19 protein-coding genes are annotated in these 19443 nt (G+C 72.3%); 2 read left to right on the top strand and 17 right to left on the bottom strand.

What is annotated here, in order from left to right:
* Positions 1–39 precede the first annotated feature (39 nt).
* The 5 genes from DEJ09_RS11830 to fmt all read right to left on the bottom strand — a co-directional run bounded on the left by DEJ09_RS11830 (position 40) and on the right by fmt (position 4606).
* Positions 40–303 carry a phosphoribosyl-ATP diphosphatase gene (locus DEJ09_RS11830; protein WP_027465728.1) on the bottom strand — a complete coding sequence of 88 codons (264 nt, stop codon included), beginning with the start codon at positions 301–303 and terminating at the stop codon, positions 40–42.
* A gap of 101 nt (positions 304–404) precedes the next feature.
* The gene (gene rpe / locus DEJ09_RS11825) at positions 405–1064 is read right to left on the bottom strand and encodes a ribulose-phosphate 3-epimerase (protein ID WP_110864565.1); all 660 of its coding nucleotides are present in this window, start codon (positions 1062–1064) and stop codon (positions 405–407) included.
* Positions 1065–1101: 37 nt separating this feature from the next.
* Positions 1102–2004 carry an Abi family protein gene (locus tag DEJ09_RS11820; protein ID WP_258367001.1) on the bottom strand — a complete coding sequence of 301 codons (903 nt, stop codon included), beginning with the start codon at positions 2002–2004 and terminating at the stop codon, positions 1102–1104.
* Between the two features lie 101 nt (positions 2005–2105).
* Positions 2106–3674 (bottom strand): RsmB/NOP family class I SAM-dependent RNA methyltransferase, encoded by a 1569-nt coding sequence (locus DEJ09_RS11815; RefSeq protein WP_258373883.1) that lies wholly within the window; start codon positions 3672–3674, stop codon positions 2106–2108.
* Complete coding sequence (gene fmt / locus DEJ09_RS11810) at positions 3671–4606, bottom strand: methionyl-tRNA formyltransferase (protein ID WP_111088753.1); 936 nt, start codon at positions 4604–4606, stop codon at positions 3671–3673. The genes DEJ09_RS11815 and fmt overlap by 4 nt, the downstream gene beginning before the upstream one ends.
* A 134-nt stretch (positions 4607–4740) precedes the next feature.
* On the opposite strand from fmt, the gene DEJ09_RS11805 reads away from it, so the two are divergent.
* Positions 4741–5070, top strand: a complete 330-nt coding sequence (locus DEJ09_RS11805) for a hypothetical protein (protein ID WP_111046409.1) — start codon at positions 4741–4743, stop codon at positions 5068–5070.
* Positions 5071–5084: 14 nt separating this feature from the next.
* Positions 5085–5540, top strand: coding sequence for a DUF4383 domain-containing protein (locus DEJ09_RS11800; RefSeq protein WP_071403720.1), 456 nt, complete (start codon positions 5085–5087; stop codon positions 5538–5540).
* 124 nt (positions 5541–5664) lie between these two features.
* Here the strand turns inward: DEJ09_RS11800 and DEJ09_RS11795 are convergent, their stop codons facing one another.
* The 12 genes from DEJ09_RS11795 to nusB are packed head-to-tail and all read right to left on the bottom strand — an operon-like array spanning position 5665 to position 19434.
* Complete coding sequence (locus DEJ09_RS11795) at positions 5665–7647, bottom strand: primosomal protein N' (protein WP_111088752.1); 1983 nt, start codon at positions 7645–7647, stop codon at positions 5665–5667.
* An 8-nt stretch (positions 7648–7655) separates the two neighbouring features.
* Positions 7656–8867: a methionine adenosyltransferase gene (metK, locus tag DEJ09_RS11790; RefSeq protein WP_111088751.1), complete on the bottom strand. Its 1212-nt coding sequence runs from the start codon at positions 8865–8867 to the stop codon at positions 7656–7658.
* 5 nt (positions 8868–8872) lie between these two features.
* Positions 8873–9136, bottom strand: coding sequence for a DNA-directed RNA polymerase subunit omega (gene rpoZ / locus DEJ09_RS11785; protein WP_017887186.1), 264 nt, complete (start codon positions 9134–9136; stop codon positions 8873–8875).
* Positions 9137–9163: 27 nt separating this feature from the next.
* Complete coding sequence (gene gmk / locus DEJ09_RS11780) at positions 9164–10087, bottom strand: guanylate kinase (protein ID WP_239001435.1); 924 nt, start codon at positions 10085–10087, stop codon at positions 9164–9166.
* A complete protein-coding gene (pyrF, locus tag DEJ09_RS11775; protein WP_111088780.1) occupies positions 10084–10968 on the bottom strand; it encodes an orotidine-5'-phosphate decarboxylase in 885 nt (294 codons plus the stop codon). The genes gmk and pyrF overlap by 4 nt, the downstream gene beginning before the upstream one ends.
* 11 nt (positions 10969–10979) lie before the next feature.
* Entirely contained in the window at positions 10980–14273 is a 3294-nt protein-coding gene (gene carB, locus DEJ09_RS11770) for a carbamoyl-phosphate synthase large subunit (protein ID WP_111088750.1), read from the bottom strand.
* Complete coding sequence (gene carA, locus DEJ09_RS11765; protein WP_071403717.1) at positions 14273–15472, bottom strand: glutamine-hydrolyzing carbamoyl-phosphate synthase small subunit; 1200 nt, start codon at positions 15470–15472, stop codon at positions 14273–14275. The genes carB and carA overlap by 1 nt, the downstream gene beginning before the upstream one ends.
* On the bottom strand, positions 15469–16032 hold the full coding sequence (locus DEJ09_RS11760; RefSeq protein ID WP_051596738.1) for a hypothetical protein: 564 nt from the start codon (positions 16030–16032) through the stop codon (positions 15469–15471). Before DEJ09_RS11760 ends, carA begins: the two co-directional genes overlap by 4 nt.
* A complete protein-coding gene (locus DEJ09_RS11755) occupies positions 16029–17387 on the bottom strand; it encodes a dihydroorotase (protein WP_111088749.1) in 1359 nt (452 codons plus the stop codon). Before DEJ09_RS11755 ends, DEJ09_RS11760 begins: the two co-directional genes overlap by 4 nt.
* A complete protein-coding gene (locus tag DEJ09_RS11750; protein WP_071403715.1) occupies positions 17384–18358 on the bottom strand; it encodes an aspartate carbamoyltransferase catalytic subunit in 975 nt (324 codons plus the stop codon). The genes DEJ09_RS11755 and DEJ09_RS11750 overlap by 4 nt, the downstream gene beginning before the upstream one ends.
* Complete coding sequence (pyrR, locus tag DEJ09_RS11745; protein WP_017887177.1) at positions 18358–18957, bottom strand: bifunctional pyr operon transcriptional regulator/uracil phosphoribosyltransferase PyrR; 600 nt, start codon at positions 18955–18957, stop codon at positions 18358–18360. The genes DEJ09_RS11750 and pyrR overlap by 1 nt, the downstream gene beginning before the upstream one ends.
* Before the next feature lie 24 nt (positions 18958–18981).
* Positions 18982–19434: a transcription antitermination factor NusB gene (gene nusB / locus DEJ09_RS11740; RefSeq protein WP_027465744.1), complete on the bottom strand. Its 453-nt coding sequence runs from the start codon at positions 19432–19434 to the stop codon at positions 18982–18984.
* Positions 19435–19443 lie beyond the last annotated feature (9 nt).

The raw sequence follows: 19443 nt of genomic DNA, 5'->3' as shown, positions 1-19443 counted from the left end.
GGGGTCGTCGGCGGTCGTCGGTGCGCCGGGCGGCGCTTCCTACAGATGTCGCCAGACGTCCGCCGGGGTGAGCCCCTTGGCGACCATGAGGACCTGGAGGTGGTAGATCAGCTGGGAGATCTCCTCCGAGGTCCGCTCGTCGCCCTCGTACTCGGCCGCCATCCAGACCTCGGCGGCTTCTTCCACGATCTTCTTGCCGATCTGGTGCACGCCGGCGTCCAGTTCGGCGACGGTGCCGGAGCCCTCGGGGCGCGTGCGCGCCTTCTCGGTGAGCTCCTGGAACAGGTCGTCGAACGTCTTCACGGGGTCCAGGCTACCGGTCTCCGCTGACGCTTCCGACGCACCGTCCGGACGGGAGGCAGTGGTCGCCCCGGTGACGCCGGTACCGTCCGGCGCTCCCCCGGTCACGAGCGCGCCCGAGCGGCGGCCTCGCGCAGGTCGGCGATGCGCGCGGCGGGTTCGCCGCCGTACACCGCGGAGCCCGCGACCAGCGTGTCGGCACCGCTCCGGACGGCCTCGGGCACGGTGTCGACGGCGATCCCGCCGTCCACCTCGAGCCACACGTCGAGCCCGGAGGCATCGACGGCGGCGCGGGCGTCGGCGAGCTTCGGCATCACGGACGGCATGAAGGACTGGCCGCCGAACCCGGGCTCGACGGTCATGAGCAGGATCATGTCGTAGGCGTCGAGGTGGTGCAGCACCTGCGTGATCGGGGTGCCGGGCTTCACGGCGACGGCGGCGCGGGCACCGTTCGACCGGATCGCCGCGGCGGTCGCCACCGGGTCGTCGGCTGCCTCGAAGTGGAACGTGACGCTCGACGCACCCGTCTCGGCGTACTTCGGCGCGTTGCGGTCGGCGTCGGTGATCATCAGGTGCACGTCGAGCGGCACCGGCGACACCTGCTGCAGGCGCTGCACGATCGGCAGCCCGAGCGTCAGGTTCGGGACGAAGTGGTTGTCCATCACGTCGACGTGCACCAGGTCAGCGGTCTCGATGCGCTGGAGTTCGCGCTCGAGGTTCGCGAAGTCGGCGGACAGGATGCTCGGCGAGATGCGGATCGTCACCGGGCAAGCCTACCGGCGTGCCACTGGAGGCCCGCGGTCATCGCCACAGCGACGTCGCGTTCCAGTCCGCTGGCGCCCCCGTCTGCTCGAAGGGGACCAGCGCGATCGGCGGGTAGGCAGCCATCGCTCCGGCGAGCAGCCGGGACGGCCCGATGCCGCTGGCTTGCCGGAGGTACTGCACCAGCGTCAGCTGGCCGTAGGTCCGGTTCATCGCGTGGGCGGCGAGGTCGAGTCCGTCGTGCGTCCCTCCGCGCGGCAGGCGGGGGCGTTTCGGGTACACCCGGTTGAACAACCGCCCGTGGTGGGCACAGGCGTTGCGGACGACGTTCAGCGCACGGAGCCACGAGGAGAACTGCGGCGGCCTCAGCCCGAACGCTCCGGCGACCTCGGTCTGCACCATCGGCGGTGCGAACCCGAAGAGCCGGCTCAGACTCCCCCAGTCCATGAGCTCGACGGCGGCCCACACGGGCAGGGTCCCGCCGTACGCGAGCCGGTGGTGCTCCACGAAGTCCTCTCGGGACCGCCCGACCTCACGGTCGTGGCGACGGCGCCAGTCGGCGTACTGGTCACCCGACCGGGCGAGCACGCCGAGCAGCGCCGGTTCCAGGTGGGCACACGGATCGAGCCGCCCCAGTTCATGGCCGAGTGCGGCTCGGACGGCGAGTTCGATCGGCGCGATCGCGTCGAAGACCGTGGTCCGGAGGCGGGCGTCGAAGTCGGACAGGGAGACCACGTCAGCCAGGCGCGTGCCCGCCGCGAAGTCGTCGCTCCGGCGCCCGGACCGCAGCTGACGGAACGAGTACCAGTACCCGCTGAGGCGGTAGTAGCTGACCCGCCGCAGCAGTTCGACCGCGACATCGTGGTCCCCGACATCCATCCCGCGGGCCTCGAGCAACGCGACCTGTTGTCTGGTCGACCGGAACGCCTTGACCTCGCTCAACGCACCCCCACACGAAGAGGACCGGCCCTGGACCTGCTTTCGCAGGCGGAACCGGTCTTGTGGAACCAACATATCAGAAGCGTTCCAGTGGGGCAACCTCCTCAGTCGACGCGACGGAACAGCGCGATGAACATCGCGTCCGTCCCGATGCGGTGCGGCCACAGCTGCGCCGTGGCGCCGTCCGCGATCTCGGGGTCGCGTGCGGCGACACCCCGGACGATCGCGGCGGTGTCGAGCTGCTCGAGCCGGTCCCCGTGCCGCCCCATCAGCGCGTCGACCTGCCCGCGGGTCTCGGCCAGGTGCGGCGAGCACGTCACGTACGCCAGGGTCCCGCCCGGTGCGAGCACCCGGACGGCGGCGTCGAGCAGTTCGGTCTGCAGGGCAGCGAGCTCCTCGACGTCCTCGGGGAGCTTCCGCCAGCGTGCCTCCGGTCGGCGACGCAGCGCGCCGAGCCCGGTGCACGGGGCGTCGAGCAGGATGCGGTCGAAGGTCATCCCGGTGCCGTCGCGTCCGTACCGACGGGCATCACCCTCGACGACCCGCACGTGGTCGCCGAACACACCGAGCGCGTTCCGCACGAGGCCGGCGCGGGCGGGCACGAGTTCGTTGGCGACCAGGGTCGCCCCGCCCTGCTGCGCCTCGGCGGCGAGCAGTGCGGCCTTGCCGCCGGGCCCGGCACACATGTCGAGCCACCGCTCCCCCGCGCGCACGTCCGACGAGCGGCTCAGCGCCAGCGCGGCGAGCTGCGAACCCTCGTCCTGCACGCGCAGGCGTCCGGCGGCGACGCCCGGCACGCGCGCCGGGTCGCCGCTGATGCCGCGGATGCCGACGGGCGACACCGGTGCGGCATCCGCCTGCACGACGGGCTCGTCGGCCCGGACGGGAGGCACGGTGCCCGTCGCGCCGTCGGCCTCCGGTTCGTCGTCGACGGGCACCAGGGCCGCGGGCACGTCGTCCGCACCGGTCGCGTCGGCGAACGCGGCGTCGGTGTCGTCGTCCCGGGCGGTGCGGGCGGTCGCCGTGGCGATGTCCTCGTCGGTGGCGAGTCCGGGCAGGGCCGCGAGCTGCACCCGGGGGGCGGCGTTGTCGGCGGCGAGCAGGGCGGCGAGCTCGTCACGGGAGCGTTCGGCGGCCAGGGCGTCGCGGAGCGCCGAGACGACCCAGACCGGGTGCGACCAGCGGGTGGCGAGCAGGGAGTCCCCGGCGCGGCCCTCGGTGATCAGGGCGTCCCACTCCTGGTCGGTGCGGGCGGCGATCTTGCGCATCACGGCGTTCACGAACCCGGTGGCGCGGCGGGCACCGACCTCGCGGGCGAGTTCGACCGTGGCGTCGACGGCGGCGTGCGTCGGCGTGCGCATGGCGAGCAGCTGGTGCGCACCGAGACGCATCACGTCGAGGACGTCCGCCTCGATGTTCTCGGCCCGGCGACCGGATGCCAGCGCGATGATCACGTCGTAGCGGCCGAGCATCCGGATCGACCCGTAGGTGAGCTCGGTCGCGAACCCGGCGTCGCGGGCGGTGAGCCCGGCGCGGCGGATGCGCGTCGGCAGCAGCAGGTTCGCGTAGGCATCGTCGACCTGCACGGCGCGGAGCACGTCGAACGCCACGCGGCGGGCACTCGCCGGACGCGGGCCGCGGCGGGCACCCTGGGGCTTCGTCTGGGGGCTCATGCGAGGACCTTCCCGTCCAGTTCGCCGAGGCCACGGGCCCAGGCGGCGGCGTCCATCGCCTTCTTGCCCGCCGGCTGCACCTCGAGCAGCACCAGCGGGGTGTCGGCGGTCCCGACCAGCAGCCGGCCGCCGTGGAGTGCGAGCGCACCGGGCGCGAGCGACGGGGCGGGGTCCTGCGTGCCTCCAGGCTCGATCGTGCTGCGGAGCAGCTTCACGCGGGTCTCACCCAGGTGGGCGTACGCGCCGGGCTCGGGCGTGACCCCGCGCAGCCGCGCGTGCACGACGGTGGCGGGCGCGGCGAAGTCGGTGCGGCCGTCGTCGATCGTGAGCTTCGGGGCGACCGTGGGCTCGCCGGACTGCTCGGTCGCGACGGCGGTGCCGGCGGCGATGGCGTCCACGACGTCCGCCACCACGTCGGCGCCGACCTCGGCCATCGCCGCGAGGACCTCACCCGAGGTCGCCTCGGGGTCGATCTCGAAGGGCCGCGCGGCGTAGACCGGGCCGGCGTCCAGCGACTCGACCAGCTGGAAGACGGTGGCGGCGGTCCGGGTGTCGCCGGCCATCACCGCACGCTGCACGGGAGCCGCACCGCGGTACGCCGGCAGGTCGGAGAAGTGCAGGTTGATCCAGCCGTGCCTCGGGGCGTCGAGCGCCGGGCGGCGGAGCAGTGCACCGTAGGCCACGATCACGCCGAGGTCGACGTCGAGGTCCGCGATCCGGGCGGTGACGGCGTCGTCGACGCGCGAGGCCTCGATGACCGGCAGTCCGAGCTCCGCGGCGACGACGGCCACCGGGGTCGGGGTGAGGACACGCTTGCGGCCCTGCGGGGTGGCCGGCCGCGTGAGCACCGCGACGATCTCGTGGTCGGACGCCGCCAGACGGCGGAGGGTGGGGACGGCCGCAGCGGGGCTGCCGGCGACGACGAGACGCATGGGTTCGATCCTCCCACGCCGACGGGCCCACCCGACCCCGACCGCCTGTCCGGAGCACGCGGTGCTCGGCACTGCCTGTGCACCAGCAGAGCGTGGGCTGCGTAGGTTCTGGCGGTATCGACGGAAGGAGCACCATGACCGACCGAGACCTGCCCATCCCGGACTTCGACCACGTCCCGCTCGGCAACCTGACGGAGCACCTGACGGCTCTCGACCGCGAGCAGCTCGAGGTGCTGCTCGACCACGAGCACGCCCACGGCGCACGGTTGCCGGTGCTGGAGCGGATCCGTCACCGGATCGAGGCCCTGGACGGCGGTGCGGAGCCGACCGGTTCCGTGCCGGAGCACCTCCCCGAGACGTCTGCGGGGGCCTCGGCACCAGCGGACGTCACGCCGGCCACCGCCGGTCCGACGATCAACCCGCCGTCCCACGGCGTGCCCACCAACCCCGCGCAACCGCGCTGAGATCAGGAGACACCATGAGCGACGTCACCACCGCCACCAACCGCTACGCCGGTTCGTCCGTCCAGAAGGCCGCCCTCGTGGTCGGCATCGTGTTCCTGCTCGTCGGGATCGCCGGGTTCGTCCCCGGCATCACGACCGGCGACCTGGCCGGGGCCGGACACGAGTCGATGGGCATGCTGCTCGGCATCTTCCAGGTGTCCGTGCTGCACAACATCGTGCACCTGCTGTTCGGCGTCGTCGGACTGCTCGCCGCCAACCGTGCCTCCGGTTCGCGGATGTACCTGGTGATCGGCGGGATCGTCTACTTCGTGCTGTGGATCTACGGCCTGTTCACCGCCGGCCACAGCTCGGGTGCGAACTTCGTCCCGCTGAACAACGCCGACAACTGGCTGCACCTCGTGCTCGCCATCGGCATGGTCGCCCTCGGCGTCGTGCTGCCGCGCGAGCGTCGTCGGCCCGCCAACGCCTGACCGGCCCAGAACCAGCCGGTCGCCGCACGGCGGCAGACCCCGAACGACACCGCCGACGTCGCACGACGTCGGCGGTGTCGTTCTGCGTCGTGGAGCGCCCGGGCCCACACGGACCCGGGCGCGGTCAGACCTCGGAGAACGGCTCCGCGTCGTCCAACCGCACCCGCAGCGTCGGAGCGGCCCGTCGTCGGTTGCCGCCCTTGAGCACCCGCCGGGTCGACGAGCGCCGGATGACCTCGGCCTTGAGCGTGGCGGCGACCTCAGCCCCGTGCGCGTACGGGAACCGCACGATCGCCCGGACCGTGCCCGGCAGGGCGTCGTCCTCGACCGGGACCGGGCCGAGCACCGGACCGACGACGGCGTCGCCGAGCGCTTCGACCGCCGCGGTGACGGCTTCGTCGGTACCGGTCATCGTCGCCACCCGCACCGCCGGCGGGAAGTGGAGTTCGCGGCGGTCCGTCAGCTCGTCGTGCGCGGGTCCGTCGAGTCGCCACAGGGCCATCGCCGAGGCCAGCCGCCCACCGATCCCGACCAGGTACACCTCGGCACCGGGGGCCGACTTCGCGGCGGCGTTCGTCCAGAAGCGCAGCACGTCCTCCTGCACCCGCAGCCCTTCGCGGGCGAGCATCTTCTCGCCGTCGAGCAGCAGCACGCAGGCGTACCCGCCCGGCACCGACGGCTCGGCCCCACGGGTGGCGACGACGACCGATGGCTTGGCGGGAACCTCGTCGAGCGGACGGGATCCGTCCGCGACGATGATCCGGGTGCCGGGGAACGCCCGCCCGAGCTCCTCCGCGGTGCGCTGGGCCCCCTGGCCGACCGGCTTCACGGTGCCGTTGCCGCACGTCGGGCAGCGGAACCCGACGGCCAGGGCACCGCAGAACCGGCACTGGGGCGTGGCGCCGCGGTGCGGGCTGCCGAGCGGCCCGCCGCAGACCCGGCAGTGCGCGCGTTCGCCGCACTCGGCGCAGACCAGCCCCGTACCGAAGCCCGGGCTCGCGACCTGCACCAGGACGGCACCGTGCTGGCTGGCCTCGCGCGCTGCACGCCAGGCGGAGCTCGGGATGCGGGCCTGTGCGGCGAACCCCTCGGCCCCGGTCTGCTGCACGGTGGGGATGACCTTCGGCGTCTTGACGCGGTAGGGCACGACGTCCTGCAGCCAGTGCAGCTCCACCAGCCGTTGCACGTCGGTGCTGCGCGCGTGTGAGACGAACAGCAGCGCGGCCCCGGACTGGGCGGCCCGCACCAGGGCCACGTCACGCGTGTGCACGTAGGGGGCCCGCTGCTCGATGAATGAGGCGTCGCCGTCGTCCCACATCGCGATCAGGCCGAGCTCCGTCGCCGGCGCGTACATCGCCGTACGGTTGCCGATCGCGACCACCGGGTGCGTGCGGGCCTGCAGCAGGGCCTTCGCGCGCTGCCCGTTCGTCTGCTTGGCGTCGAACCGCACCACCCGTTCCGGCGGCAGCACGGCGAGCAGGGCGCGCTCGAGGTCGATGACGTCGCGGAAGTCCGGCACGGCGATCACCGCAGACTGCTCGGCCGCCACCGTGTGTGCGGCGGCCTGGGCGAGTGTCGCGGCCCATCCCGGGACCCAGACCGGTGCGTCCGCGTCACCCACCGCCACGGGCTGGGGCACGGCGGCGACCGCGGCGCGCCCGTGCTCCGTCACCACGGCCTCCAGGACGCCGTCGGCGTAGCCGGTGACGGGCGGGGCGGTCACCGGCGGCGGCGACCAGGCGGTGTCCCGGGCGAGCCAGGCCTTCTCGGCGCGCACCTGCCGCGGCGGCACGGCGAGGCGTAGCACGTCCGAGGCGACGCCCGCGGCGCGGTCGGCGACGGCACGCGCGAGGGTCCAGATCTCCGGCGCGAGCACGGGCACCGGGGACAGGACGGCCTCGATCTGGCTCAACTCACCCGGGTACTCGCCCTCGGTGACGATCTCGACCACGTAGCCGTCGGACATCCGGGCCCCGGTGCGCAGCGGCACCTTGACGCGGACCCCCGCGACGCAGTCGTCCTCGAGCTCGGCCGGCACCCGGTAGTCGAACAGACGGTCCAACTGCGGGAGCGGCGAGTCGAGGACGACGCGCGCGACGGTGGTCACGCGGTGCTTCAGACGGTCGCGGCGACGAGTCCTGCGGCGACGCGGAGTTCCTCGACACGGTCGAGCTGCTCCCACGTGAACCCGGGGAGCTCGCGGCCGAAGTGGCCGTAGGTCGCGGTCTGCGCGTAGATCGGTCGGAGCAGGTCGAGGTCGCGGATGATCGCGGCCGGACGCAGGTCGAAGACCTGGCGGATGGCGGCCTCGATCGTGGCGTCGTCGACGTGTCCGGTGCCGAAGGTCTCGACGTACAGCCCGACGGGCTTCGCACGGCCGATCGCGTACGCGACCTGCACCTCGAGCCGGTCGGCGAGCCCCGCGGCGACCGCGTTCTTGGCGACCCAGCGCAGCGCGTACGCCGCCGAACGGTCGACCTTCGACGGGTCCTTGCCGCTGAACGCGCCGCCACCATGACGGGAGGCCCCGCCGTAGGTGTCGACGATCACCTTGCGGCCGGTGAGCCCGGCGTCACCCTGGGGGCCACCGATCTCGAAGCGACCGGTCGGGTTCACGATGACGTCGACGTGCGACGAGTCGAGGTCGACCAGGTCGAGGACCGGACGGATCACGTGCTCGGTGATCGCCGCGGTGAGCTCGTCGAGCGTGACGCTCGGCGAGTGCTGCGTGGAGAGCACGACGGTCTCGACGGTCTTCGGCACGACACCGTCGTACCCGATGGTGACCTGGGTCTTGCCGTCCGGACGCAGGAACGACAGCTCGCCCGACTTCCGGACCGCGGCCAGGCGCTCGGCCAGCCGGTGCGCCAGCCAGATCGCGACCGGCATGTACTCGGGGGTCTCGTTCGTCGCGAAGCCGAACATGATGCCCTGGTCGCCGGCGCCCTGACGGTCGAGCGGGTCGACCGCACCGGTGCGGGAGTCGAGCGACTCGTCCACACCCTGCGCGATGTCGGGCGACTGCGCGCCGATCGAGACCTCGACACCGCAGGTGGCACCGTCGAACGAGACGTCCGACGAGTTGTAGCCGATGCCGGTGATGACGTCACGGACGAGCTTGGGGATCTCGACGTAGCCGGAGGTCGTGACCTCGCCGGCGACGTGCACGAGCCCGGTGGTCACCATCGTCTCGACGGCGACGCGCGCGTTCGGGTCGACCGTCAGCAGTGCGTCGAGGATGCTGTCCGAGATCTGGTCGCAGATCTTGTCGGGGTGCCCCTCGGTCACCGACTCGGACGTGAAGAGGCGGAGAGCAGCTGCAGTCACCGGGATCAGTCGGTGGGCTGCTGCTGCTTGGTGACGGTGAGCTTGTCCTCGTTGATCTCGTGGAGCGCGACGGACAGCGGCTTGTCGTCGATCGTCGAGTCGACGAGCGGTCCGACGTTGTCGAAGAGCGAGCCCTCGTGCAGGTCGGCGTAGTAGTCGTTGATCTGGCGGGCGCGCTTCGACGCGAAGATGACGAGCGCGTACTTCGACTCGACCTTGCTGAGCAGGTCGTCGATGGGCGGGTCGATGATGCCCTGGGGGTTGGCCATGGTGTCTCCTCGAAGTCAGTGCACCCGTCAGGGCGCAGAGAACAAGTCTACGACCTCACGTGCCGCGGTGCCGACATCGGAGTTCACGATCCGCACGTCGAACTCGTCCTGCGCGGCCAGCTCGACCTTCGCGGTCTCGAGACGACGCGCCTGTTCCTCCGCGGATTCGGTCCCGCGGCCGATCAGCCGGCGCACCAGTTCCTCCCACGTCGGGGGCAGCAGGAACACGAGCACCGCCTCGGGCATGGCGTCGCGGACCTGCCGGGCCCCCTGCAGGTCGATCTCGAGCATGACCTTCTCGCCGGCGTCGAGCGCGCGGTCGATCGGCGGGCGCGGGGTGCCGTAGCGGTACGAGTTGTGGACGGTCGCCCACTCGAGCAGCTCGCGGTCGCGGATCATGCGGTCGAACTCGTCGTCGTCCACGAAGTAGTAGTGCACGCCGTCGACCTCGCCGGGGCGCGGCTTCCGGGTGGTGGCGGAGACGCTGAGGTTGACGTCCGGGTAGTGCTGTCGGATGTGCGCGCTGACCGTGCCCTTGCCGACCGCGGTGGGTCCGGCGAGCACGACGAGCTTCGAGGCACCACGCTTGCGCCCGCGGGCGGCGAGCCAGTCCGCCAGGGCGGTCCGCTGCCGGGTCCCCAGGCCACCGAGGCGCTTCGAGGGGGCGATCCGCAGGGTCCCCATGATCGCCTCGGCGCGCGCGGGGCCGATGCCCGGCAGGCTGACGAGCAGGTCACGGACCCGCAGCGAGCGTTCCGCCGACGTCGTCTCGACCAACGAGTCGTCCCACGCGGCACGGGCGACGTCGAGTGCCGAGCGCTCCCCCGACGCGATCGCGGCCTTCACCGCGGCCCGGGCGCGTCGCGCGGCCACCGCGGCCTTCGCCGCGGCGACGCGGTCGACCTCTGGCGGGGTGCGGTGGGCGGGCAGGCCCTCGTGCTCGTCGGTCACGCTGCCGCCGCCAGTGCCGTGCGGATGCGGTCGGCGCGGTCGGTGACGAGCGCCGCGACGCCGTCCGGACCGTCGGTCAGCAGGCCGCGCGACTCGCTCACGAGCACCTGCTCGGCACGCGCGCCGTACAGCGCACGGAGGTCCTCGATGCGGGCGCCCTGGGCACCGAAGCCCGGTGCGAGGACCGGCGCGGTGCCGATCGCGTCCGCGTCGATGCCGAAGTCGTCGAGGTGAAGGGTCGCGCCGAGCACGAGCCCGACGTCGCCGAGGGCCTGATCGCCCACGGACCGGTTGTCGTCTGCCACGTCCAAGACGATACCGGCCGCGACCGTCCGGCCGGTACGCGGTCCTTCCGCGAGCACCGCGGTCTGCAGCACCCGCGCCTCGGGGTTGCTCGTCGCCGCGAGCACGAAGACGCCGGCACCGTTCCGGCGCGCGACGTCGATCGTGCCCCGGAGCGAGCCGTACCCGAGGTACGGCGACACCGTCATCGCGTCGGCCGCGAACGGCCCGTCGCGGTCCAGCCACGCCAGCGCGTAGTCGTCACCGGTGGTCCCGATGTCGCCCCGCTTCACGTCGGCGACGACCAGGAGGCCCGCATCGCGTGCCCGGCGGATCGTCGCGTCGAGCGCACGGTAGCCCACGACCCCCGCCGCCTCGAAGAAGGCGACCTGCGGCTTCACGATCGCCGCGCGGCCGGCGGCCGCGTCGACCAGGGTGGCGCCGAACGCCGTCAGGCCCTGCTCGTCGCGGGCGAGCCCCCACGCCGCCAGGGTGGCGGCGTGGGGGTCGATCCCGACGCAGAGCGGTGAACGCTCCCCCATGGCGGACGCGAGGCGGTCGCCGAAGGAGGCCGGGCCTCCCGACCGGGTCGTTGCCATGCTGGCAGCCGTCACCAGGTCGCGCGCTCGAGCGCGTAGTCCTGCAGGCTGCGGACGTTGAGCGGCGAACCGATCGTCTCGATCGCCGCGACGGCCGCCCCGATCTGCGCGATCGTCGTGAACAGCGGCTTGTCCGCCGCGACCGTGGCCGCGCGGATCTCGTACCCGTCCGCACGACCGGCGGCACCCGACGGCGTGTTGATGACGATGTCGACCTCGCCCCTGGCGAGCAGGTCGACGACGCTCTCGCCGCCCTGGCTGTACTTGCCGACGATCCCGACCTCGATGCCGTTGCGGCGGAGGATCTCCGCCGTGCCCTCGGTCGCGATGATCGTGAAGCCGAGCTGCTGCAGGCGGTGCACCGGCAGCACGATCGCGCGCTTGTCGGTGTCGGCGACGCTCACGAAGACCGTGCCGCTGGTCGGCAGGCCGCCGTACGCGGCGTCCTGCGACTTGAGGAACGCCCGCGGGAAGTCGCGGTCGATGCCCATGACCTCGCCGGTGGAGCGCATCTCGGGGCTGAGCACCGAGTCGACGACCTGGCCTTCACGGGTGCGGAAGCGACGGAAGGGCAGCACGGCCTCCTTCACGGCGACCGGCGACTGTGCGGGGACGAACGCCCCGTCACGCTCGGGCAGCATGCCCTCGGCGACGAGCTCGGCGACCGTGGTGCCGGTCATGATGCGGGACGCGGCCTTGGCCAGCGGGATGCCGAGCGCCTTCGAGACGAAGGGCACGGTGCGGCTGGCGCGCGGGTTCGCCTCGAGGACGTAGAGCACGCCGGCGCCGATGGCGAACTGGACGTTGAGCAGGCCCTGCACGCCGATGCCGCGGGCGATCTTCTCGGTCGCGTCGACGACGCCCTGGATCTCCGCGCGGCCAAGGCCGACCGGGGGCAGGGTGCAGGCCGAGTCGCCGGAGTGGATGCCGGCCTCTTCGAGGTGCTCCATGATGCCGCCGATGTAGAGCCGCTCGCCGTCGAAGAGCGCGTCGACGTCGATCTCCACGGCGTCGTCCAGGAACCGGTCGACCAGCAGCGGGAGCTCCGGGCCGATGATCGCCTGGTCGGCCATCCGGTCGAAGTAGTCCGCGAGCGACGGGGAGTCGTAGAGGATCTCCATGCCGCGGCCGCCCAGCACGAACGACGGGCGGACGAGGACGGGGTACCCGATCTCCTCGGCCACCGTGGTCGCGCTCGCCAGGTCGTGGGCGGTGCCGTTCCGCGGTGCGAGCAGGCCGGCGGCGTCGAGGATGGCGGAGAACTGGCCGCGCTCCTCGGCCGAGTCGATCGCGGTGGGGCTGGTACCGAGGATCGGGATGCCCGCGGCCTCGAGCGGCTTCGCCAGGCCGAGGGCGGTCTGACCACCGAGCTGCACGACGACGCCGACGAGTTCGCCGGACGCGGCCTCGGCCTCGATGACCTCGAGGACGTCCTCGGCGGTCAGCGGCTCGAAGTACAGGCGGTCCGAGGTGTCGTAGTCGGTCGACACGGTCTCGGGGTTGCAGTTGATCATGATCGTCTCGAGCCCGGCGGCGCTCAGCGCGAAGGACGCGTGCACGCACGAGTAGTCGAACTCGACGCCCTGCCCGATGCGGTTCGGGCCGGAACCGAGGATGACGACCTTCTTGCGGTCGCTCGGTGTGATCTCGGTCTCGGTGTCGTACGACGAGTAGTGGTACGGCGTCAGGGCGGGGAACTCGCCGGCGCAGGTGTCGACGGTCTTGAAGACCGGTCGGATGCCCTGGGCGTGCCGCTCGTCACGGACCTGCTGCTCGGAGACCGGTGCCGCGTCCGTGCTGCGCAGGCTCGCGATCTGGGTGTCGCTGAAGCCGTGCTCCTTCGCCCAGCGCATCGTGTCCGCGTCGAGGGTGTCGGCGGCCCGGACCTCGTCCGCGACCTCGTTGATGAGCACGATCTGGTCGATGAACCAGGGGTCGATCTTGGTGGCCTCGAAGACCTCGTCCGCGGTGGCGCCCGCGACCAGCGCCTGCTGGACCGTGACGATGCGGCCGTCGGTCGGGATCGACGACTTCGCCAGCAGGGCGTCCTTGTCGAGCTCGGCCGCCGGGGTGTCCCAGTGGAAGCTCGACCCGCGCTTCTCGAGCGAGCGCAGCGACTTCTGCAGTGCCGTGGCGTAGTTCCGGCCGATGGCCATCGCCTCGCCGACGCTCTTCATCGTCGTGGTGAGGGTGGCGTCGGCGGCCGGGAACTTCTCGAACGCGAACCGCGGGGTCTTCACGACCACGTAGTCGAGGGTCGGCTCGAAGCTCGCCGGGGTGACCTTCGTGATGTCGTTCTCGATCTCGTCGAGCCGGTAGCCGATGGCGAGCTTCGCGGCGATCTTGGCGATCGGGAAGCCCGTGGCCTTCGACGCGAGGGCGGACGAGCGGGACACGCGGGGGTTCATCTCGATGACGATGACGCGGCCGTTCGACGGGTCGACGGCGAACTGGATGTTGCAGCCACCGGTGTCGACGCCGACGCGACGGATGATGTCGATGCCGATGTTCCGCATGTTCTGGTACTCGCGGTCGGTCAGGGTCAGCGCGGGGGCGACCGTGATCGAGTCACCGGTGTGGACACCGACCGGGTCGACGTTCTCGATGGAGCAGATGACGACGGTGTTGTCGTAGTTGTCGCGCATCAGCTCGAGCTCGTACTCCTTCCAGCCGAGGATGGACTCCTCGAGCAGGACCTCGGTCGTCGGGCTGGACTGCAGCCCGTCGCCGACGAAGCGGACGAGTTCGGCCTCGTTGTAGGCGAAGCCCGAGCCGAGGCCGCCCATGGTGAAGGACGGGCGGACGACCAGCGGGTACCCGAGGTCCTTCGCGAACTCCTTCGCTTCTTCGAGCGTGTGCGCGATGTGGCTGCGGGCGACGTCGGCACCGGACTCGAGCACGAGCTCCTTGAAGAGCTGGCGGTCCTCGCCGCGCTGGATCGCCTCGACCTTGGCGCCGATGAGCTCGACGCCGTGCTTCGCGAGGATGCCGGCCTCGTCGAGCGCGATGGCCGCGTTCAGGGCCGTCTGGCCGCCGAGGGTCGGCAGGACGGCGTCCGGCTTCTCGATGCGGATGATCTCCTCGAGCGACGCGTTCGTGATCGGCTCGATGTAGGTCGCGTCGGCGAAGTCGGGGTCGGTCATGATCGTCGCCGGGTTCGGGTTGACCAGGATGACCCGGACGCCCTCGGCCCGGAGGACGCGGCACGCCTGGGTGCCGGAGTAGTCGAACTCGGCGGCCTGACCGATGACGATCGGGCCGGAGCCGATGACGAGGACGGAGTTGATGTCTGCGCGCTTGGGCATCAGTTCGCTTCCTTGGTGATGTCTGCTGCGGGGGTCGTGGCGTCGGCGGTGGCCGCGTCGAGCGGCTCCCCGTCGCGACGCTCGCGCACCATGTCCGCGAACCGGTCGAAGAGGTACATGCTGTCGTGCGGTCCGGCGGCGGCCTCGGGGTGGTACTGCACGCTGAACGCCGGCACGTCGAGCGCGCGGAGGCCCTCGACCACGTTGTCGTTCAGCGAGTAGTGCGAGACCTCGACCCGACCGAACCCGGCCGGGGACTCGAGGACCTCGCCGAGGGGCGCGTCGACCGCGAAGCCGTGGTTCTGGCTCGTGATCTCGACCTTGCCCGTGGTCGTGTCGAGCACCGGCTGGTTGATGCCGCGGTGACCGAAGGGCAGCTTGTAGGTGCCGAAGCCGAGCGCACGGCCGAGCAGCTGGTTGCCGAAGCAGATGCCGAAGAACGGGCGGCCGGTGCGCAGGCTGTCCTGCAGCAGCTCCACCTGTGCGTCCGACGCGGCGGGGTCGCCGGGGCCGTTCGAGTAGAACAGGGCGTCCGGTGCGAGGGCTTCCAGCTCCGCGGCGGAGATGTCCTGCGGCACGACGTGCACCTCGAAGCCGCGGGCCGCGAGGTACCGGGTGGTCGAGGCCTTCACGCCGAGGTCGAGCACGGCCAGGGTGCCGATCTGCTCGCCGACGGCGGGGACGACGTAGGTCTCCGGGGTGGACACGACCGCCGAGAAGCTCGCGCCGGCCATCGTCGCCTGCGACACGACCGCGTCCAGCTGCGACTCGGCCGACAGCGCCGCGTCCGCACCGCTGAAGACGCCGCCCTTCATGGCGCCGGCGTCACGGATGCGGCGCGTGAGTGCGCGGGTGTCGATGCCGGAGATGCCGACGATGCCGTCGCGCACCAGGTGGTCGTCGAGCGTGGCGTTCGCGCGGTGGTTCGACACCACGCGGCTGGGGTCGCGCACCACGTACCCGGCCACCCAGATGCGACGGGACTCGGGGTCCTCGTCGTTCACCCCGGTGTTGCCGATGTGCGGCGCGGTCTGCACCACGATCTGTCCGGCGTAGGAGGGGTCGGTCAGCGTCTCCTGGTAGCCGGTCATGCCGGTCGCGAAGACCACCTCGCCGAGCGTGCGCCCACGGGCGCCGTAGGCCCAGCCGTCGTACCGGGTGCCGTCTTCGAGGACCAGGACGGCCCGTTCGCGTGTCATGCTTTCTTCCCTTCGCCCGCGGTTCGCGGAGCATCGGCCGCAGTCGCCTGCGGCCCGGTCTCGGTCAGTCCCTGCAGGGCGTGCAGCGCGGCTGCGTCGCCCTCCGGGAACCGGAAGTAGGTGTCCAGGTCCGTCGCACCTGCGGCGCCGGTCGCCGTCCATCGCAGACGGACCAGTCCCCCGGGTTCGACCACTCGGTCGATGGCCCACGTGGAGCGGTCGGCGCCGCGGACCGCGTCGCGCGCGATCCAGCGGTCGTCGGTACCGGCGAGGCGCATCACCACGCCGGTCGCGTGGACCGTCACCCCGCCGCGGCCGCGGAACCCGAGGCCGCCTGCGGTGATGCGTTCCAACGGCTGGTCGGCGCGGGTCGTCGCGACGGTGAACCCGTCCCACGACCCGACCGCCGGTGCCAGGTCGGCCGGCACCCGGACTGGAGGCACGGCTTCCGCCTGCTTCCTGGTCCGCGTCCGCCAGGTGCGCGCCATCGCGACGAACAGGGCGGCGACCGCGAGCAGGATCACCGCGCCGAGAAGCCAGCGCTGCGCGTCGCCGCTCATGCGCGCGCCCCTGTCCGGAGCGCCGCGGCGTGCGCCGCGATCGTGTCCGCGTCGACGACCCGGCCGTCGAGCACCGTCGCGTACCCCTGGTGGAAGGTCGCGACGACCCGGCCGGGCAGCGTCATGCCGAGGTACGGCGAGTTCTGCGACTGCCCGGCGAGGTCGGTGACCGCGAACTCACGGCTGGCCGACGGGTCGTAGAGCGTGATCTCGGCGGGTGCTCCCTCGGCGATGCGCTGCCCGTGCCCCTCGACCTGGGCGATCCGCGCCGGCGCCTCGGACAGCACCCGGGCGACGTCGGCCCAGTCCAGCCGGCCGTCGTCGACCACGGCGGACTGCACCACGCTCAGCGCCGATTCGAGGCCGACCATGCCGTTCGCGGCAGCGGGCCACTCGCAGCACTTCGCCTCGGCGGTGTGCGGCGCGTGGTCGGTCGCGACGATGTCGATGGTGCCGTCGGCCAGGGCCGCGCGGAGCGCCTCGACGTCCTCGCGGGCGCGGAGCGGCGGGTTCACCTTGTAGCGGGCGTCGTAGCCGGGCGCACCGTCGTGGCCGGCGACGAGGTCCTCGGTGAGCACCAGGTGGTGCGGGGTGACCTCGGCCGTGACGTCGATGCCGCGGGACTTCGCCCACCGGATCACCTCGACACTGCCGGCCGTCGAGACGTGGCAGACGTGCAGGCGTGCCCCGACGTGGTCGGCGAGCAGGACGTCGCGGGCGATGATCGCCTCTTCCGCGACGGCGGGCCACCCGGCGAGGCCGAGCTCCGAGGACAGCCGGCCCTCGTTCATCTGCGCGCCGATGGTCAGCCGGGGCTCCTGGGCGTGCTGCGCGAGCACCCCGCCGAAGCCCTTGATGTACTCGAGTGCGCGGCGCATGAGCAGCGGGTCGGCCACGCAGGAGCCGTCGTCCGAGAACACCCGGACCTTCGCACGCGAGGTCGCCATCGCGCCGATCTCGGACAGGTGCGTGCCCTGCAGCCCCTGTGACACGGCGCCGATCGGGCGGACCGTCACGTAGCCCGCGTCGTCGCCGAGGGCCTGGACCTGCTCGACGACCCCGGCGGTGTCGGCAACGGGGCTCGAGTTGGCCATGGCGTTCACGGCGGTGAAGCCACCGGCGGCCGCGGCACGCGAGCCGGTGAGGACCGTCTCGGACTCCTCGTGACCGGGCTCGCGCAGGTGCGTGTGGAGGTCCACGAGGCCGGGCAGGGCGATGAGGCCGTCCGCGTCCACGGTGGTGGCGCCGGCCGTGTCGAGACCGGACCCGACCGCGGTGATGCGCCCGGCCTCCAGACGGATGTCGGCACGCGAGCCGTCGACCAGCTGCGCGCCACGGATCAGGTGAGCGGTCATGCGGCGGACTCCTTCGCGTCGGTGCCGGTTCCGGCACTGCCCGTCAGGGCGAGGTAGAGGACGGCCATCCGGACCGAGACGCCGTTCTCGACCTGCTCGACGACGGTCGAACGGGGGTCGTCGGCGGCGACGCCGGCGATCTCGAGCCCGCGGTTCATCGGACCGGGGTGCATGATCAGCGTGCGCTCGGACAGCCGACCGAAGCGCGCCGCCGTCAGGCCCCAGTGCCGCGTGTACTCGCGCGGGTTCGGGAAGAAGGCGTCGTTCATCCGCTCCTGCTGGATGCGGAGCGTCATGACGACGTCCGGGTCCTCGGCGAGGGCCGTGTCGAGGTCGTGGTGCACCGCGGCGCCGAACGGCGACGGGGTGGCGGGCAGCAGCGTCGGCGGCGCGGCGAAGGTCACGCTCGCGCCGAGGGTGCGGAGCAGCCAGGCGTTCGACCGGGCGACCCGGCTGTGCAGCACGTCGCCGATGATCAGGACGCGCACGCCGTCGAGGCCCTGGCCGCGCGAGCCGGCACCGTGCAGGCGGCGGCGCATGGTGAAGGCGTCGAGCAGCGCCTGCGTCGGGTGTTCGTGGGTGCCGTCACCGGCGTTGACCACCGGCACGTCGATCCAGTCGGCGTCGGCGAGTACCCGCGGCGCGCCCGATGCCCCGTGGCGCATGACGATGCCGTCGATGCCCATCGCGCCGAGGGTCTGCACGGTGTCCTTCAGGGATTCGCCCTTGGAGACGCTCGAGCCCTTCGCGGCGAAGTTCAGGACGTCGGCGGACAGGCGCTTCGCGGCGGCCTCGAACGAGATGCGCGTGCGCGTGGAGTCCTCGAAGAACAGGTTCACCACGGTCTTGCCGCGCAGCGCCGGGAGCTTCCGGACCTCGCGCGTGTTGACCTCGGCCATCTCCTCGGCGACGTCGAGGATGTGGACGGCCTGGTCGCGGGACAGGTCGGCAGTCGAGAGCAGGTGCCGCATCACGCCACCCCCTGCTCGATGAACACGGTGTCGTCGCCGTCGGTCTCGGCCAGGTGCAGCGTGACCCGCTCGTCGGACGCGGTCGGCAGGTTCTTGCCCACGTGGTCCGCGCGGATCGGCAGCTCGCGGTGGCCACGGTCGACGAGCACGGCGAGCCGGACGGCACGCGGCCGGCCGATGCCCTGCAGCGCGTCGAGTGCGGCGCGGACGGTCCGACCGGAGTACAGCACGTCGTCGACGAGCACGACGACCTTGCCGTCGATGCCGCCAGCGGGGATCACCGTCCGGTGCGGCGCGCGGCCGATGCCGTGACCGAGGTCGTCGCGGTGCATGGTGACGTCGAGCGTGCCGACACGCTCCGTCCCGATGCCGCCGGCGGCCGAGGACCACTCCGGCTCGATGCCGGCCAGGATCCGGCCGAGGCGCTCCGCCAGGACGGCGCCGCGGGTCGGGATGCCGAGGAGCACGAGGTCCGAGCCCCCGTGGTTGGCTTCGAGGATCTCGTGCGCGATGCGTGTCAGGGCACGCGTGATGTCGGGCTGTTGCAGGACCGTTCTGGTTCCCACGTCGACCCCCTTCCCCGCCTCACTGGACGGCATTAAAGGATGCTGACGTGGTCAACCCTACCGGGACTCCTGGTCTCCTGCGACCGTCCGACCGGACGGTGCACGACCGCCGGCGACGGCCCCGAGGACGCCGTTGACGAAGCCGGCGGAGTCCTCGGTGGACAGCGACTGCGCGAGCTCGACCGCCTCGGCGATGGCGACGGCGTCGGGCACCTCCGGGTTGAAGCGGAGCTCCCAGACGGCCATCCGCAGGATGCAGCGGTCGAGGACCGGCATCCGGGCGATCGACCAGCCCTGGGCGTGGTCGACGATGACGGAGTCGATCTCGTGGCGGGCATCGTCGACACCGGTGACGATCTGGCGGGCGTAGTCCCAGCTGGAGGCGCGCTCCGGCTGGTCCAGGTGCCGGACCGTCTCGGTGGCGAGCACGTCCGCGATCGGCAGCTCGCGCACCTCGGCGACGTACAGCATGTCGAGGGCGCGCTTGCGGGCCTTCGAACGAGCACTCATACGGTCAGC

The organism is Curtobacterium sp. MCLR17_055, from assembly GCF_003234305.1.
GTDB classification, from domain to species: Bacteria; Actinomycetota; Actinomycetes; order Actinomycetales; family Microbacteriaceae; genus Curtobacterium; species Curtobacterium flaccumfaciens.
The sequence above is the reverse complement of the archived record's forward strand: the minus strand, read 5'-3'. Positions and strand labels throughout refer to the sequence as shown.

Coding starts and splice junctions, on each gene's coding strand:
- DEJ09_RS11760 (WP_051596738.1), bottom strand. CDS start 16,032: ATGAGCGGCGACGCGCAGCGCTGGCTTCTCGGCGCGGTGATCCTGCTC.
- DEJ09_RS11800 (WP_071403720.1), top strand. CDS start 5,085: ATGAGCGACGTCACCACCGCCACCAACCGCTACGCCGGTTCGTCCGTC.
- DEJ09_RS11805 (WP_111046409.1), top strand. CDS start 4,741: ATGACCGACCGAGACCTGCCCATCCCGGACTTCGACCACGTCCCGCTC.
- rpoZ (WP_017887186.1), bottom strand. CDS start 9,136: ATGGCCAACCCCCAGGGCATCATCGACCCGCCCATCGACGACCTGCTC.
- pyrF (WP_111088780.1), bottom strand. CDS start 10,968: ATGGCAACGACCCGGTCGGGAGGCCCGGCCTCCTTCGGCGACCGCCTC.
- carB (WP_111088750.1), bottom strand. CDS start 14,273: ATGCCCAAGCGCGCAGACATCAACTCCGTCCTCGTCATCGGCTCCGGC.
- DEJ09_RS11755 (WP_111088749.1), bottom strand. CDS start 17,387: ATGACCGCTCACCTGATCCGTGGCGCGCAGCTGGTCGACGGCTCGCGT.
- DEJ09_RS11750 (WP_071403715.1), bottom strand. CDS start 18,358: ATGCGGCACCTGCTCTCGACTGCCGACCTGTCCCGCGACCAGGCCGTC.
- nusB (WP_027465744.1), bottom strand. CDS start 19,434: ATGAGTGCTCGTTCGAAGGCCCGCAAGCGCGCCCTCGACATGCTGTAC.
- fmt (WP_111088753.1), bottom strand. CDS start 4,606: ATGCGTCTCGTCGTCGCCGGCAGCCCCGCTGCGGCCGTCCCCACCCTC.
- pyrR (WP_017887177.1), bottom strand. CDS start 18,957: ATGCCGTCCAGTGAGGCGGGGAAGGGGGTCGACGTGGGAACCAGAACG.
- DEJ09_RS11815 (WP_258373883.1), bottom strand. CDS start 3,674: ATGAGCCCCCAGACGAAGCCCCAGGGTGCCCGCCGCGGCCCGCGTCCG.
- carA (WP_071403717.1), bottom strand. CDS start 15,472: ATGACACGCGAACGGGCCGTCCTGGTCCTCGAAGACGGCACCCGGTAC.